The following is a 15,453-nucleotide window of genomic DNA, read 5'->3' as shown; positions in this document are numbered from 1 at the left end:
TTCTCCAGCCTTTTCGGCCAGGACTCCTGCGGCAAAAACGTTGACAACCGCACCGTATCGGTAGTGAACTGTCCGTCCGAATTTCTTAACCAAGAGGTATCAGATGCGAAGCAAGAAAATGACTGGTGGATTGGAAAAGGCCCCGCACCGATCGCTGTTGTATGCGACCGGGTTGTCCCGCGAAGAGATGGACAGGCCGCTGATCGGCGTATGCAACGCCCAGAACGAGATCATTCCCGGTCATGTGCATCTGGACACCATTGCCGAGGCCGTCAAGGCGGGCATCCGCATGGCCGGAGGCACCCCGATGGAATTTCCGGCCATTGGCGTGTGCGACGGGCTGTCCATGAACCATGAAGGCATGAGGATGTCCCTGCCCAGCCGCGAAGTCATCGCCGACTCCGTGGAGATCATGGCCACGGCCCATCCCTTTGACGCCATCGTCTGTATTCCCAACTGCGACAAGATCGTTCCCGGTATGCTCATGGCCATGCTCCGCCTGAACATCCCGGCCGTGCTCGTGTCCGGCGGTCCCATGCTGGCCGGGCACAGGAACACCTCGGACCTGATTACCGTGTTCGAGGGCGTGGGCAAGGTCCGCGCGGGCCGGATGACCGAGGAGGAGCTGGAGGAATACACGGCTGGCGCGTGCCCCACCTGCGGCTCCTGCGCGGGTATGTTCACGGCCAACTCCATGAACTGTCTGGCCGAGTCCATCGGCCTGGCCCTGCCCGGCAACGGCACCATTCCGGCGGTCATGTCCGCCCGCGTCCGGCTGGCCAAGAAGGCCGGTATGCAGGTCATGGAGATGCTCGAACGCGACATCCGGCCGCGCGACATCGTCACCGAGAAGTCCGTGCACAACGCCGTGACCATGGATATGGCGCTGGGCTGCTCCACCAACACCACCCTGCACCTGCCTGCGCTGTTCGCCGAGGCGGGGCTCGATCTTTCCCTCGAAGTGTTCAACAAGGTCAGCATGAAGACGCCGAACCTGTGCAAGCTCGCACCGGCCGGTCCGCATTACATGCAGGACCTGGACGAGTCCGGCGGCATCCCCGGCGTCATGAGCGAGCTGGTCAAGAAGGACCTGCTCAACCTGGACGTCATGACCGTCACCGGCAAGACTCTGGGCGAGAATCTGGAGGACCTGAAGGCCCGCGTGACCAATCACGAGATCGTCCGGCCCATCGACAACCCGTATTCCGAAGAGGGCGGCATCGCCATCCTGTACGGCAACATCGCGCCCGACGGATGCTGCGTGAAGCAGTCCGCCGTGGCCCCTGAAATGATGCGGAACACCGGCACCGCGCGGGTGTTCAACAGCGAGGAGGAGAGCGTGGCCGCCATCCTGGGCAACGAGATCAAGCCCGGCGACGTGGTGGTCGTTCTCTACGAAGGCCCCAAGGGCGGCCCCGGTATGCGTGAGATGCTCACCCCGACCTCGGCCATTTCCGGCATGGGGCTGGGCGAGTCCGTGGCGCTCATCACCGACGGCCGGTTCTCGGGCGGCACGCGCGGCGCGGCCATCGGCCATATCTCCCCCGAAGCGGCGGCGGGCGGCCCGGTCGGCCTGATCCGCGAGGGCGATCGGATCGAGATCGACATTCCGGCTCGCAAGATCAATCTGCTGGTGGACGAGGCCGAGCTCGAAGAGCGGCGGAAGACCCACAAGCCCCTGGTCAAGGAAGTCAAGTCCCCGTTCCTGCGGCGTTACGCCAAGCTGGTCTCCTCGGCCGCGCACGGCGCGGTCTACGCGAAATAGACGACGTATTCGGATAACGTATGAAAGCCGGTTCGGGGTTGCCCGAACCGGCTTTTTTTTGTTTGCCTTGCCCGTTTGTTGAGAACGCGCCGTTTAAAGCAGCCCCCCAGAAACGAGAAAGGCCTCCTTGCGGAGGCCTGGGAGTCTTCTCGGTGCAAAAATAAGGAAGATGCTTTTCTTATTGCACCAGCCGTGCCAATCTGTTGGAAAACGAAAATATTTTTCGTTTATACCAGTATTACAGTAAGTTGAAAGTAAAACAAAAAGCGGGTGCGAGTTTTATTGGAAAGGTCTTGGGGTACAATTTTTTAAACTCGCCGCTGAAATCCTGGGTGTCGGGCAAAATTTTTGGACTTCGCGGAAGGGAACATGGAGTCGCCGCAGTCGACCAAAAAACGGCGGCCCCCTCCCCGGGAAACCGGACCGGCACCTCCCGCCCACAGGGCGGCACCGGGATGCGAGAAAGCGCGCCCTTGTCCGCCGAAGGCGAAATCATCCGCCATTCCCGCCGGGCGCGGTTTCAACTCCCGCTTCCGTCCCCCTTCGATGTGGCCCTGCCGACCATGTTTTCTTCCCAAAAAAAAGGACGCCCTGAGGCGTCCCTTTTTTTCTTCGGTCATGCGGACCGTTATTTGAACTTGGCCATGGCGGCGGCGAATCCTTCGCGGGAGCGGGGGATGATCTTGTCCTCCACCGAGAAGGAGAGCCGGAAAAAGCCGGGGTAGCCGAAGCCGGAGCCGGGCACGGCGAGAATCTTTTCCTCCTGCAGGGCGGCGCAGAACTTGACGTCGTCTCCGCCGGGGGCCTTGGGGAAGAAGTAGAACGCGCCCTTGGGCATGGTGTATTCGTAGCCCGCGGAATCGAGGACTTCGGCCATGGCCTTGCGGCGGCGGTCGTAGATGGAGATGTCCACACCCGAGCCGAGCGCGCGGGCCATGAGCTTTTGAGCCAGGGCCGGGGCGTTGACGAAGCCGAGGATGCGGTTGGCCAGCACCACGCCGCCCACCAGGGTGGCCATGTCTTCCATGGCCGGGTTGATGAGAGCGTAGCCGATGCGCTCGCCCGCCATGGACAGGTTCTTGGAGAAGGACGAGCAGACCACCGAATATTTGTAGATGGGCAGCAGACTCGGCACTTCGACGCCGTCAAAGGCGAGGAACCTGTAGGGCTCGTCGGCCAGGATGTAGATGGGCCGCTCGCGTCCCTCGTTGTGCTTTTCGAGGATGGCGGCCAGTCCTTCAAGGGACGCCCTGTCGTAGACCGCGCCCGAGGGGTTGTTGGGCGAGTTCAGCATGACCACGCGGGTCTTGTCGGAGATGGCCTTGTCCATGGCCTCCAGGTCGAGCTGGAAGGTCAGGGGCTTGGCCGGGACCGGGGTGAGCTTCGCGCCGTGGTTTTCGCAGTAGAAGCCGTATTCAACGAAGAACGGGGCTGGGGTGATGACCTCGTCGCCGGGTTCAAGCACGGCCCGGAAAAACGAGTTGAGGGCACCCGCCGCGCCGCAGGTGATGACCAGGGATTCGGCGGGCACGGGCGTTCCCTGTTCCCTGGAGACCTCGGCGGCCAGCTTCTCGCGGACGTCGGGGTAGCCGAAGTTGGGCATGTAGCCCATGAAAAACGGTTTGTCCGCTTCCTGCGCCAGTTCCAGGAGGCCTTCCTTGATGGCTGCTGGCGGCGGCAGGTCCGGGTTGCCCAGGCTGAAGTCGCAGACCGCGTCCTCGCCGAATTGTTTCTTCAGGGCGATGCCCTCTTCGAACATCTTGCGGATCCAGGAGGATCGCGTCATGTACCCGGCTATCTGGCTGGAAATAAGCTGCATGTGAAAACTCCTTGAGATCAGATGAAGCCGCTACCCTACGGCAAACAACCACCGCCTGCAATATGAGATGCCTTCGGCGAACGGGTGAACGCGGCAAGGGCGCGCCTACCGCGTGACGCCCCCTTCCCATACGTAGCAGAACCCGGCCCTCGGAGGCATGAGGAAGGAGGCGTCCACGCCCAGGAGGCTGGGCTTGTACGGTTCCGCCGAGTCGAGCGTGTTGTACGGGTTGTCGTCGGGATAGAGGTCGCGGCGGTAGGTGACCACACGGCTGTCCTCGGGAAGTCCGGCCAGTGAACGGGCCTTGGCAAAGGCGTCCTGAATGTATCCGACCTGGTCGATGAGGCCGAGTGAAAGGGCCTGGTTCGCGGTGAACACGCGGGCCGTCTTGATCGTCTCGAAATCGGCCGGGGACGGATGGCGGTGTTTTCGAACCAGTTCGTGGAATCGTCCCGCCATGTCGTCGATGATTCCCTGGAACAGGGCTTTTTCCTCGTCGGTGGACGGCCGGAAGGGAGACCCCATATCCTTGTCGCGGCCCGACTTGGAGACCTCCATGTCCACGCCGACCTTGTCCATGAGGCCGCTCAGCTTGGGACGCATGAAGACCACGCCCACGGAGCCGGTGATGGTGGTCGGGTGGGCCAGAATCCAGTCGGCGGGGAGGGCCGCATAATATCCGCCCGAGGCCGCCACGTCGAACATGGCCGCGATCACGGGCTTGCCGGTGCGCTCCCGAAAGGCGGTCAGCTCGTGGTAGATGACGTCCGAGGCGGTGGCGGTCCCGCCCGGGGAGTCGATGGCCACGACCACGGCTCCCACCTCGTCGTCGGCCTCGGCCAGCTTGAGGTTGTTGACCAGCTCCTGCACCGGGCTGGGTTGGGAGCGAAGCATCCCCCGGGCGGGCTGGGTGGTCAGGAAGCCGCGCAGATGCACGAGCGCGATCTTTCCTTCGCCCTCGCCGTCCACCACGTATTCCTTGAGGGGTTCCGTGGCCTGGGAGGCGAAAATCTTGATTTTGGGCGCGCAGCCCGGGAGCAGCAGAAACAGTACGGCCAGGGCGGCCAGGGTTCTGGACGGCATGAGGACCTCCGGCGGGATTTTCGGGTTACGGGAGCCATCCTACCGGGGCCGGGGAGTCTTGCCAAGGGGGAGGGCTCGACACGCATCTCTCTCCTCCCTGAGGGAGATGCCGTCGGTCGGGCCTTCCGGTCGTTTCCGAAAAGGTTAAACTACCGTGCTCTGGGCCTCGTAGGCCTGGCTGGCGAGACGTTGCAGGAGGGCGGAGGAGCCGCCCGAGCCCTCGAACAGGGCCTGCACGCTTGTGTCGCCCTGGCGGAACGCCTGAAGCAGTTCGTCCACGGTGACCACGCCGTCCTCGTTGAGGTCGTAGGTGTCGTACTCCTCCTCGTCGGACGATGACTCGCCGCCTTCGTCGCCGGAAGCGCCTTGCACGGTTTGACTGTTTCCGGACGCGGCCGCAGGGGCGTCGGTTTCCTGCCCCATTGCCTGAACGAAGCCGTTGCCGTCCCCGTCCCCCTCCTTCTTCTTCATGGAGGACGTTGCCGTTTCATCGGAATTCGTCTGGCTGACCCGTTGGGCCTGCATCATTTCGGCAAGCCCATAGGATGCGCCGGAGCCGCTCACTGCCGTGATGCTCATGCTCTGCTCCTTGGTTAAAGGTGATGGCGGCAATATCTGCCGTCGGCAACTCGATAACGGGATGCAGCAAGGCGCGGGCCAGGAAACGGCCCGCGAATGATAAGAATTGTTGAGACGGGTTCGGTGTTTCGGAATCAGGAGACCAGGGCGAAGCCCAGCCCTGCGGCCAGTTCGCCGAGGATCACGGCGCAGCCCAGGAAATCGCCGTTGGCGCCGCCGACCTTGTCCGCCAGCCGGAACAGGCCGAGCAGGGCCGCCGTGGCGATGACCGTGGAGGCCAGGGCCGTGGCGAATCCGACCATGATTATGCCCGCCGCAAACGCGAACACGGTGGTGGCCAGGGCCACGCCGAGGGTGGCCCCGTCGATGTACAGCTTGCCCAGGCCGGGACGGACCAGATGGCGCACGTGGTAGCCGAGCCAGACCGCGGCGGCCCTGCCCAGGACAAAGGCCCAGGCCGCGGCCCAGTATTCGCCTCGGGCGAGCATGGCGTGGAAGAGCAGGATCTGACCGGCCACGGCCATGACCAGGCCCATGGCGCCGAATGCGCCGGTATGGCTGTCCTTGACCACTTCCCAGAATCTCGTCGGGTCGGTGTGGGTGGTCACCGCGTCGCATACGTCGGCCAGGCCGTCCATGTGCAGGCCGCGCGTGAGGAAGATGGAGGCCGCCACCATGAGCCACGCCTGAACCCAGGGCGAGTCGCCGAACAGGCCGAGCCACAGGGGCAGGACGATGACCGTGCCCAGGACCAGGCCCGCCGGGGCCATCCAGCGCATACATCTGTTCATGGCCGATTCGGGGATGACCCTGGCCGGTGCCAGCCGGGTCAGGAAACCGAGGGTGTCGACGAAGTCTCGCAGCATGTCATGCCTCCCAGGCCAGTTCCACGGGGTCGCCCATGGACAGGCCGAAACGCTTGGCCGCGGACCGTTGGTTCACGGCGAGTTCAAGAAATCCCTGGCTGCCTTCGAGCAGGCCGGGTTCACCCTCGGGCATGTCCGCGTACCGCGTCGCGTAGGCCAGCGGCCCGCCCGCCGGGGATTCCATGCGCAACCCTTCGGGGGAGCCCATGCCGCCCGCTTCCAGGTTGAGCACGCAGTTGCCGAAACGGTCTATGTGCAGCACGTGGGCGCGAACCCTGCCGGGCCCGAACTCGGGCTGGGACCAGGTGCGTGTGACCAGGTCGGCCGGGTCGATTTCCGGCCCGATGCCCTCGGGCCTGCCGCCCAGGGCGAGCCATGCGGCCAGCGGGGCGAAGACGTCCCGGCCGTGGAAGGTGTGCGAGACCTTTTCGGGCGCGTCCATGGCCCTGGACAGGTCGAAGGCGCGCACATCGGACCAGGCGCGGTTCAGGGCCAGGGTGAGCAGCCCGTTGTCCGGGGCCACCAGCAGCCGGTTGCCTATCTGGAGGCAGGCGATGCGCCGGTCCGTGCCCACGCCCGGGTCCACCACGGCGAGGATGACGGCGTCCGTCGGGAAATGTTCGTAGCTGGCGGCCAGGAAGAATCCGGCCTGGGCCACGTTGAAGGGGACCACGTTGTGGGAGATGTCCACCACCGGGCAGTTGGGAGCCTTGCGCGCCAGGACCGCCTTGACCTGGCCCACGTAAGGGTCGGTCAGGCCGAAGTCTGAAATCAGACCGATGGTCCGGGGCGGCGGGGCGCCTTTCTTTTCGGCGGCAAAGATCATCTAGTACACCTTTCTTGACGAGAATCCCTGGCCCTGGACGTGAAAGCCGGAGCCCATGATGAAAAACGCGTCCGGGTCGATGGTGTAGACCAGCTCCTCAAGCTCCTTGAGCTGGATGGACGAAACCATGGTCATGACCACCTTGCGCTCTTCTCCCGTGTATCCGCCGGTTCCTTCCAGAATGGTCACGCCCCGGTCCAGGTCGGTCAGGATGGCCGCGTTGATGGCGGCGTGATGCTCCGAGACGATCATGACCATCTTGCGCTCCGAGAACATGCCCAGCACGTACTCGATGCCGAAGGCGATGACGAAGGTCATGGCGATGGAGTAGAAAACGATGTTCATGTCCAGATAGACGAAGCCCGCCACGAAACCGATCATGTTGAACCAGAATTCGAAGGAGCCCATGGACATGTTGAACTTTTCCTTGCAGATCACGGCCAGGATGTCCGATCCGCCGGTGGAGCCGAGCGAGCGCAGGGCGATGCCCACGCCCGCGCCCATGATCCCGCCGCCGGTGATGACCGCCAGCCAGATGTCGTCCATGTGCAGGGAGTAGGGGATGACGTCGATGAAGACCGATGAGATGACCATCCCGTATAGTGAATAGAAAAAGAATCGCTTGCTGACGAATACCCAGCCCAGGATGAACACGGGCAGGTTCAGGGCGAAGTACCATTGGCCCGTGGTCAGCCCGCCGAAGGCGTAGTAGCACAGCAGCGAGATGCCGGACATGCCGCCGGTCAGCAGGCCGTGCGGCACGGCGATGGCCTTGACCGAGAAGGCGATGAGAAATGAGCCCAGGGTCAGCAGGGCGATGTTCCACGGCACTCCGAAGGTCATGCCGCGCAGTTTGTCCTTGAAGGTATTGGTCATAGTCGTTCTCCGCCACATGTTCTAGCGGGTTTTGCGGAGGGTGAAAACCAAAAAACGGAGGTCGCCCGTTACTTGCGGACCGTACCGATTCCCTGTAAACGAGGTGGGGATTTTTCCCGGAACAACGCCTTAAGGAAGTTTTTCATGACGCTCAAGGATCTCGTATCGGAAGAGGAACTGGCCCGGTTGCAGCAGGAACTGCACGACCGCTTCGGCCTGAATGCCGACATCATGGACGGCGACGGCCATCGTCTGCTCGGCAACACCTGGGGCAACGACCTGTGCCGGGCCATTCGCGACGACGACAAAGGGTTCGGCGCCATCTGCGCCACGGCCGGGCAGATGTTCACCCAACTGCTCAAGAAGGGTGAGCCGTTCGTCGAGTATTGCGACGGCGGCATGGTCCGCGTGAGCGTGCCCGTGGTTGTGGACGGCGAAGTCGTCGGCGGCGTGGGCGGTTGCGGCCTGGTGCCCGCCGACGAGGAAGTGGACGAGTTCACCATCGGCATGATGAGCGGCCTGAGTGAAGAGGACATCGCCGAAAAGACCAAGACCGTGCGGACCGTCACCGAGGAACAACTGGCCGAAATCCAGGCGTTCATCACCGAGCGGATCGACGGGCTGCTGAAATAGTTTTGGCGATCAGTGTCTTTGGGTTGTTGAAATCAGATTTTGAAGCCGCCTGCGGCTGATTTGACGGGTGATTTTGCCTCCGGCGGGCAAGGGGCGTGCCCCTTGCAACCCTGTTGCCGCCCTGAAGGGCGGTGTGTTGTGTGTGTAATAAGAACGCCCCGAAACCATGACGGTTTCGGGGCGTTTTGCGTGGTATGAACTTCCGGAAGGGCGGTTGGCCGCAACTCCTTTAATGGTTGTTTCCGCCGAAGGCGAGAAGGGGTTTCCAAAGGGTTATGACCCTTTGGCCGCCAGAGGCGAAATCATCGGACCAATCCGTCGAAGGCGGCTTCCTCACCTGATTTCTCTCCCCGGCCTGGGACCCGCGCTACCCCATCCTGCATTCCGGCTGCCGTCTGCCGGCGGGAGAGAACACGAACTGCCACAGTTGGATGTCCCTTGCCCGGAACGCGCCCGCGCAGGATTGGAGATAATATTCCCACATTCGTCTGAAGCGGTCGCCGTATTTGCCGCGCAGTTTCGGCCAGGAGCGGCGGAAGTTGCGCAGCCAGCACAAGAGGGTGCGGTCGTAGAAGGGGCCGAAGTTGTGGAGGTCCTCCATGACGAAGTGCGATTCCGAGGCCCGTGAGACCTGAGCGACGGAGGGCAGGCAGCCGTTGGGGAAGATGTAGGTGGAAATCCACGGGTCGATGCTTCGGCTGGTGGTGTTGCCCCCGATGGTGTGGAGCAGGAACAGGCCGTTCGGCTTGAGGCAGCGGGCCACGGTATCCATGAATTCGCCGTAGTTCCGTGGGCCCACATGCTCGAACATGCCCACGGACACGATTTTGTCGAAGGGTTCGTTTAGCAGCCGGTAGTCTGTTTCGCGAATCTCCACGGGCAGCCCGGCGCAGAAGTCGCGGGCGAATTCTATTTGCCGTTTGGAGATGTTGACGCCCACCACTTTACAGCCACGCTCCTCGACCATGAACCGGGCCAGTCCGCCCCACCCGCAGCCGATATCGAGGACCCGGTCACCGGGCGCAAGCTCCAGCTTTTCACAGATGAGGCGCATTTTGGCCCGTTGCGCCTCTTCTAGGTCCCGGGACGACTTGTCGTCGGACAGCGGGTCCGCGCAGCCGTCCATGCCTTTGAAGTAGGCGCAACTGTACTGCATGTACGGGTCGAGGAATCCCTCGAACAGGTCGTTGCCCAGGTCGTAATGCCGTTTGGCCACAACGCGGGCGCGCGACAGGCTTTGCATGTTGAGGAGCAGGGCGGGCAGGGCCTTGGCCAAGAGTCGCCAGGAGTCGCGCACTCGTTCCTCCGCTCCGGTTTTAAGCACGCGGAAGATGAATTCGTCCACGCGCTCGCAGTTCCACCACCCGCGCATGTACCCCTCGCCGAGTCCCAGGTTCTTCCTGAGAAGGATGTCATGGAAGAGGCGTTCGTCCGAAACCTTGATGTCCCATGGATGATCGCCGTCCACCGCCACGCCGGCCTCCGTCAGCAGGTCGGCCAGGATCGCTCTGCTTGCAGACATTTTGAAGACTCCTTGCACAATGTGCCCGGTTTCTTTTCTCCCGCGCTCCGGGCATTCATGCTGTTTATGGCGAACATAGCACTTCGTGAGTCCGGCAACAAGAGGGAGTTCGGAATCGGCAGGTCCTTTGCAAATTTGTCCGCCAACCATGGCGGTTCCTGCGGGCGGCGGGCGTGGATCTCGGCCTTGCGGCGTCTTTTCTCCGGTCTGGCAGCCTTGTTTGGCCGCCGGATGTCGGGGATCATCACCTATATATATTAGACAAGCGGATGCAAATGCCTTACAAGACCATTCCAGCCCCACGGACGGGGTCTAACGCCTTGTCCGGCGGTAAATTCCCTATAGAATGGAAATTATGAGCAAGATCGATAAAATACGCAATTTCAGCATCATTGCCCACATTGACCACGGCAAGTCCACGCTTGCGGATCGCATCCTCGAAATCACCGGCATGGTCGGCGACCGCGAGAAAAAGGACCAGTACCTGGACAAGATGGAGCTGGAGCGCGAGCGCGGCATCACCATCAAGGCGCAGACCGTGCGCATTCCGTATACCGACCACGACGGGACCGAGTACATCCTCAACCTCATTGATACGCCTGGCCACGTGGACTTTTCCTACGAGGTCTCGCGGTCGCTCGCGGCCTGCGAAGGCGCGCTTCTGGTGGTGGACGCCACTCAGGGCGTCGAGGCCCAGACCCTGGCCAACGTGTATCTGGCCCTGGACAATGACCTTGAGGTCATCCCGGTGCTGAACAAGATCGACCTGCCCAGCGCCGATCCCGAGCGCATGGCGCAAGAGATCGAGGAGGTCATCGGCCTGGACTGCTCCCATCCGATCATGGTTTCGGCCAAGACCGGCAAGAACGTGGAGGAAGTCCTGGACGCGGTCATCAACCTGCTGCCGCCGCCCAAGGGCGATCCGCAGGCTCCCCTCAAGGCGCTTATCTTCGACTCCTGGTACGACTCGTATCAGGGCGTGGTGGTCCTTTTCCGGATCATCGACGGCACGCTGAAGAAGGGCAAGCGCATCAAGATCCATTCGAGCGGGAAGGTCTTCGAGGTCACCCGGCTGGGCGCGTTCATGCCCGAGGCCAAGGACTTGAAGGAGATGGGGCCTGGCGAGGTCGGCTTCCTGTGCGCCTCCATGAAAGAGCTTGGCGACGCGCCCGTGGGCGACACCATCACCCTGGCCGAAAACCCCGTGGCAACGCCGTATCCCGGATTCAAGCCGGTCAAGCCCATGGTCTTTTCCGGGCTGTATCCGGTGGAGCCCTCCGAATACGAGACGCTCAAGGCGGCCCTGGAAAAGCTCCAGCTCAACGACGCGGCCTTTACCTACGAACCGGAGACCTCCCAGGCTCTCGGTTTCGGGTTCCGCTGCGGCTTCCTGGGCCTTCTGCACATCGAGATCATTCAGGAGCGGCTTGAGCGCGAGTTCGAGGCCCGGTTGATTACCACCGCCCCGTCGGTCATCTATGAGGTCCTCACCGTGACCGACGAGGAGCTGATTATCGACAACCCGTCCAAGCTGCCGGACCCGACTCGCATCAAGGCCATCCGCGAACCGTTCGTGCGCCTGGAAGTGCACGTGCCCAACGAGTACGTTGGCGCGGTGCTCGCCCTGTGCGAAGAGAAGCGGGGTATCCAGAAGAATATCGCCTACATCACCTCCTCGCGCGTGGTCATCACCTACGAGATGCCGTTCGCCGAGGTCATGTACGACTTCTTCGACAAGCTCAAGTCGTCCACCAAGGGCTACGCCTCCCTCGACTACGAGGTTATCGACTATCGCGAGGCCGACCTGGTCCGGCTGGACATTCTTATCAACGGCGATCCCGTGGATGCCTTCTCGTGCATCGTGCATCGGGAGAACTCCGCCCGCATCGGCCGTTCGCTCGCATTGAAGCTCAAGCGCAGCATTCCGCGCCAGATGTTCGAGGTGGTCATTCAGGCCGCCATCGGCAACAAGATCGTTGCCAAGGAACGCAACGCCCCCTTCCGCAAGGACGTCACCGCCAAGTGCTACGGCGGCGACATCACCCGGAAGCGCAAGTTGCTGGAAAAGCAGAAAGAGGGAAAGAAGCGTATGCGCCGCATGGGCAACGTGGAAATCCCCCAGGAAGCGTTCCTGTCCGTATTGAAAGCCGATGAGGACTAGTCGGCGCATCCAACAAGGAATCCCATGACTCAAAGCTCGCTCAAATCTTTTCGTGATACCCTTGAGGCCATTGTCGTGGCCCTTCTTCTGGCCTTTGTCATCCGGGCCTTCATCGTCCAGGCGTTCAAGATTCCGTCCGGGTCCATGCTTGAGACCCTGCAGATCGGCGACCACCTGCTGGTCTCCAAGTTCGCCTACGACGTCCGCCTGCCTTCCAATCTCTGGCTCGACACCACCGACGGCAAGGTGCTGATGAAGACCGGCGACCCGCAGCGCGGCGACATCGTCGTCTTCCTGTTCCCGGAGGACGAGTCCAAGGACTTCATCAAGCGGGTCATCGGCCTGCCGGGCGAGACCCTGGAAGTGCGCAATAAAGTGGTCTACATCAACGGTCGCGCCCTGGATGAGCCCTACGTGCTCCATACCAAGGCCGACACCCTGCCCGTGCGTGACAACTTCGGCCCGGTGGTCATCCCGCAGGGCGAGTACTTTGTCATGGGCGACAACCGCGAAGGCTCCTACGACTCCCGCTGGTGGGGGCCGGTCAAGCGCAGCAAGATCGTCGGCAAGGCCCTGGTCATTTACTGGTCCTGGGGCTCCGTCACCGATATCCGGTTCAACCGGATCGGAACCCTGCTGAACTAGACCCACATGCCGCATCAATGAAAAAGCCGCTCCCCGAGCGGCTTTTTTGCGGCCTTGCCAAGCGCGCCCCCATGCCTTACTTCGTTTTTGCAAGCCACACGTAGGAATGATTATGAACAATGTCATACGAACCATACTGGTGGACGACGAGCTTCCGGCTCAGGACGAGCTCAACTACCTGCTCTCGTCGCACGCGGACATTGACGTGGTGGGCATTGCGGGCAATGCCGCCGACGCGGTCGAGGCCATCGCCGTCAAGCAGCCCGACCTGGTCTTTCTGGACATCCAGATGCCCGGCCGGGACGGGTTTTCGGTGCTCAGGGACGTCATGGCCATGGAGCGGCATCCTCTGGTGATCTTTGTCACCGCCTTCGACGAGTACGCCATTCGCGCCTTCGAGGAGAACGCGGTGGACTACATCCTCAAGCCCGTGGACACCCGGCGGCTGGCGGACAGCCTCGACCGGGTGCGCAAGCGGCTGGAGGCCAGCGAGACCAGGGAATCGAGCGAAGTCTTGCGCAGGCTGCTGGCGGGCGCGGGCATCAAGCCTGGCGTGACGCGCATCAGCGTGGAGCACGGGGGCCGCAACATCCTCCTGAGCCCCAGGGAGATCGTCTATTTCAATTACGAGAACCGCAGGGTCCACGCCGGGACGCGCGACAACCTCTACCCCTGCGCCTGCGACGCGACCCTGGACCGCCTGGAAGAGCGTCTGGAGGGATTCCCCTTTTTTCGGGCCAACAGGTCCCAGTTGGTCAACCTCGCCCTGGTGCGGACCTACGCGCCGTGGTTCAACGGCAAATACGTTCTGACCATGAGCGACCGGGCCGAGACCGAGATCACCGTCAGCAAGGCTCGGGTGCGGGCCTTCAAGGACGCCATGGAACTGTAGGGAGACTCCGTGAACACCTTTGAAATTATTTTGATTCTGGCCGAGCGGTTCGGCCTCATGGTGGGCGTGGTCCTTCTGTTCCTGACCATCATGCCCGTGCGGCACATGCAGTTCACCGGCGGGAGCAGCCGGTTGCGCACGGTTCTGGTGACCGTCCTTTTCGGGCTGCTCGGTATCCTCGGCACCTACACCGGCAACGCGGTCTTCGACTCCGTGGCCAACCTGCGGGCGATGGTGGTCATCTCGGGCGGCCTGTTCGGCGGTCCCGTGGTGGGCATCGGCGCGGGGCTGATCGCCGGAGTGCACCGCATCGCCTTCGATCTGCACGGGTTCAGCGCGTATCCCTGCGGCATCGCCACGGCTCTGGAGGGATTCGCGGCCGGCATGGTGGCCTGGAGATACGGCGCGGCGGCCCTGAATTGGCGGGCGGCCTCTGTCCTGGCCCTGGCGGGCGAGGCCATGCACATGGGGCTGCTGTTGCTCATGTCCAGGCCGTTCCCCGAAGCGTGGGAGCTGGTCAAGCTCATCGCCCCGCCCATGCTCCTGGTCAACGCCTTTGGCGCGGCCTTGTTCGTGGAGGTTATCAATCTTTTTTCCCGCGACCGCGACCGGCGCGAGTCCCTGCACGCCCAGATCATCCTGGACATCGCCAACATGGCCGTCAGTTATCTGCGCATGGGGCTTTCGCCCGAGACTGCGGCGGCCACTGCCGAGATCATATTCACCCGGGTGGGCGTGGCCGCGGTGGCCATCACCGACACCCGGGACGTGTTGGCCCACGTGGGAGCCGGGGCCGATCACCATTTGCCCGGACGGGAAATCCGCACCACCGCCACGCGGGAGGTCGTCAGGACGGGCAGGCCCACATTCCTTCACAGCGCGGAGGCCATCGGCTGCAACCAGGCCGACTGCCCCATGACGTCGGCCATCATCGTTCCGCTCAAGAAAAATGACGAGATCGTCGGCACCCTCAAGTTCTACGGCAGCCGCGAGCGGCCGCTCAACGCCACCCTCTTCGAGGTGGCCAACGGGCTGGCCAATCTCTTTTCCACCCAGGTGGAGCTGGAGGACATCCAGATCAAGGAGCAGATGCTGGCCCACGCGGAAATCCGCAGGCTGCACGCCCAGATCAACCCCCATTTTCTGTTCAACTCTTTGAACACCATCGCCTCGTTCTGCCGGACCAATTCCGAGCGGGCCAGAGATCTGCTCATGGATTTGTCCCTGTATATGCGCCGCAACCTGGACCTGAGCCGGGGGTTCATTCCCCTGAGCGAGGAGTTGGAGCAGGTACGCTCCTATCTGGCCATCGAGAAGGCCCGCTTCGGCGACCGCATCCAGGTGGAGGCGGAGGTCGAGGACGGGTGCGGCAACTGGCCCATCCCGCCGCTGATTATCCAGCCCCTGGTGGAGAACGCGATCCGGCACGGCGTGCTCGGCCGGGAGCGGGGCGGCATGGTCAGGGTCAGCGCGCGGCGCGAGAACGGGCATCTCGAAATCCGCGTGGCCGATGACGGCGTGGGCATGGACCGCGCCACCCTCGACCGGGTCCTCAATCCCGAGTGCGCCGATTCGGCCACCGGCGGCATCGGTATGCGCAACTGCCTGAGCCGCATGGAGCACATCTACGGCCGCCAGTTCGCGCCAAAAGTGGACAGCGTTCCCGGCAAGGGTACCACCATCGTGCTTCAGGTGCCCGACCGGCGCTGACCATTCGAACCGGGTATACGTCTGTTCAGACTCCGAAACGGTCGGTTCCGACGGGAACCGTCGCATTCTCCTCCCG

General features: G+C 62.7%; 13 protein-coding genes. 6 read left to right on the top strand and 7 right to left on the bottom strand.

Annotated elements, in window-relative coordinates:
• The first annotated feature begins 103 nt into the window (after positions 1-103).
• Complete coding sequence (gene ilvD / locus LF599_RS15595) at positions 104-1,765, top strand: dihydroxy-acid dehydratase (protein ID WP_279521430.1); 1,662 nt, start codon at positions 104-106, stop codon at positions 1,763-1,765.
• 628 nt (positions 1,766-2,393) lie between these two features.
• On the opposite strand, the gene LF599_RS15590 is transcribed toward ilvD, so the two are convergent.
• The 6 genes from LF599_RS15590 to LF599_RS15565 all read right to left on the bottom strand — a co-directional run bounded on the left by LF599_RS15590 (position 2,394) and on the right by LF599_RS15565 (position 7,814).
• Positions 2,394-3,584 (bottom strand): pyridoxal phosphate-dependent aminotransferase, encoded by a 1,191-nt coding sequence (locus LF599_RS15590; RefSeq protein ID WP_279521429.1) that lies wholly within the window; start codon positions 3,582-3,584, stop codon positions 2,394-2,396.
• 105 nt (positions 3,585-3,689) lie between these two features.
• Positions 3,690-4,667, bottom strand: coding sequence for a signal peptide peptidase SppA (gene sppA, locus LF599_RS15585; RefSeq protein WP_279521428.1), 978 nt, complete (start codon positions 4,665-4,667; stop codon positions 3,690-3,692).
• Between the two features lie 144 nt (positions 4,668-4,811).
• Positions 4,812-5,246 (bottom strand): hypothetical protein, encoded by a 435-nt coding sequence (locus LF599_RS15580; RefSeq protein ID WP_279521427.1) that lies wholly within the window; start codon positions 5,244-5,246, stop codon positions 4,812-4,814.
• Positions 5,247-5,380: 134 nt separating this feature from the next.
• Positions 5,381-6,112: an adenosylcobinamide-GDP ribazoletransferase gene (locus LF599_RS15575; protein WP_269942972.1), complete on the bottom strand. Its 732-nt coding sequence runs from the start codon at positions 6,110-6,112 to the stop codon at positions 5,381-5,383.
• 1 nt (position 6,113) lies between these two features.
• Complete coding sequence (locus LF599_RS15570) at positions 6,114-6,938, bottom strand: SAM hydrolase/SAM-dependent halogenase family protein (protein WP_279521426.1); 825 nt, start codon at positions 6,936-6,938, stop codon at positions 6,114-6,116.
• Positions 6,939-7,814, bottom strand: coding sequence for a YitT family protein (locus tag LF599_RS15565; protein WP_269942971.1), 876 nt, complete (start codon positions 7,812-7,814; stop codon positions 6,939-6,941).
• Positions 7,815-7,958: 144 nt separating this feature from the next.
• Between LF599_RS15565 and LF599_RS15560 the strand changes: the two genes are divergently transcribed.
• Positions 7,959-8,447: a PocR ligand-binding domain-containing protein gene (locus LF599_RS15560; RefSeq protein WP_269942970.1), complete on the top strand. Its 489-nt coding sequence runs from the start codon at positions 7,959-7,961 to the stop codon at positions 8,445-8,447.
• 367 nt (positions 8,448-8,814) lie between these two features.
• Here LF599_RS15560 and cfa read toward each other — a convergent pair whose 3' ends face one another.
• Entirely contained in the window at positions 8,815-9,969 is a 1,155-nt protein-coding gene (gene cfa / locus LF599_RS15555) for a cyclopropane fatty acyl phospholipid synthase (protein ID WP_279521425.1), read from the bottom strand.
• Positions 9,970-10,324: 355 nt separating this feature from the next.
• On the opposite strand from cfa, the gene lepA reads away from it, so the two are divergent.
• The 4 genes from lepA to LF599_RS15535 all read left to right on the top strand — a co-directional run bounded on the left by lepA (position 10,325) and on the right by LF599_RS15535 (position 15,377).
• Positions 10,325-12,130: a translation elongation factor 4 gene (gene lepA / locus LF599_RS15550; protein ID WP_269942969.1), complete on the top strand. Its 1,806-nt coding sequence runs from the start codon at positions 10,325-10,327 to the stop codon at positions 12,128-12,130.
• Positions 12,131-12,154: 24 nt separating this feature from the next.
• Positions 12,155-12,775, top strand: a complete 621-nt coding sequence (gene lepB, locus LF599_RS15545; protein ID WP_269942968.1) for a signal peptidase I — start codon at positions 12,155-12,157, stop codon at positions 12,773-12,775.
• 112 nt (positions 12,776-12,887) lie between these two features.
• Positions 12,888-13,667: a LytR/AlgR family response regulator transcription factor gene (locus LF599_RS15540; RefSeq protein ID WP_279521424.1), complete on the top strand. Its 780-nt coding sequence runs from the start codon at positions 12,888-12,890 to the stop codon at positions 13,665-13,667.
• A 9-nt stretch (positions 13,668-13,676) separates the two neighbouring features.
• The gene (locus LF599_RS15535; protein WP_279521423.1) at positions 13,677-15,377 is read left to right on the top strand and encodes a LytS/YhcK type 5TM receptor domain-containing protein; all 1,701 of its coding nucleotides are present in this window, start codon (positions 13,677-13,679) and stop codon (positions 15,375-15,377) included.
• The last annotated feature ends 76 nt before the right edge of the window (positions 15,378-15,453 follow it).

It is taken from the genome of Pseudodesulfovibrio thermohalotolerans (genome assembly GCF_021353295.2).
GTDB classification, from domain to species: domain Bacteria; phylum Desulfobacterota; class Desulfovibrionia; order Desulfovibrionales; family Desulfovibrionaceae; genus Pseudodesulfovibrio; species Pseudodesulfovibrio thermohalotolerans.
The sequence above is the reverse complement of the archived record's forward strand: the minus strand, read 5'-3'. Positions and strand labels throughout refer to the sequence as shown.

Excerpts from the sequence above, each read along its gene's own strand:
- ilvD (WP_279521430.1), top strand. The coding sequence starts at position 104 with ATGCGAAGCAAGAAAATGACTGGTGGATTGGAAAAGGCCCCGCACCGA.
- LF599_RS15590 (WP_279521429.1), bottom strand. The coding sequence starts at position 3,584 with ATGCAGCTTATTTCCAGCCAGATAGCCGGGTACATGACGCGATCCTCC.
- sppA (WP_279521428.1), bottom strand. The coding sequence starts at position 4,667 with ATGCCGTCCAGAACCCTGGCCGCCCTGGCCGTACTGTTTCTGCTGCTC.
- LF599_RS15580 (WP_279521427.1), bottom strand. The coding sequence starts at position 5,246 with ATGAGCATCACGGCAGTGAGCGGCTCCGGCGCATCCTATGGGCTTGCC.
- LF599_RS15575 (WP_269942972.1), bottom strand. The coding sequence starts at position 6,112 with ATGCTGCGAGACTTCGTCGACACCCTCGGTTTCCTGACCCGGCTGGCA.
- LF599_RS15570 (WP_279521426.1), bottom strand. The coding sequence starts at position 6,938 with ATGATCTTTGCCGCCGAAAAGAAAGGCGCCCCGCCGCCCCGGACCATC.
- LF599_RS15565 (WP_269942971.1), bottom strand. The coding sequence starts at position 7,814 with ATGACCAATACCTTCAAGGACAAACTGCGCGGCATGACCTTCGGAGTG.
- LF599_RS15560 (WP_269942970.1), top strand. The coding sequence starts at position 7,959 with ATGACGCTCAAGGATCTCGTATCGGAAGAGGAACTGGCCCGGTTGCAG.
- cfa (WP_279521425.1), bottom strand. The coding sequence starts at position 9,969 with ATGTCTGCAAGCAGAGCGATCCTGGCCGACCTGCTGACGGAGGCCGGC.
- lepA (WP_269942969.1), top strand. The coding sequence starts at position 10,325 with ATGAGCAAGATCGATAAAATACGCAATTTCAGCATCATTGCCCACATT.
- lepB (WP_269942968.1), top strand. The coding sequence starts at position 12,155 with ATGACTCAAAGCTCGCTCAAATCTTTTCGTGATACCCTTGAGGCCATT.
- LF599_RS15540 (WP_279521424.1), top strand. The coding sequence starts at position 12,888 with ATGAACAATGTCATACGAACCATACTGGTGGACGACGAGCTTCCGGCT.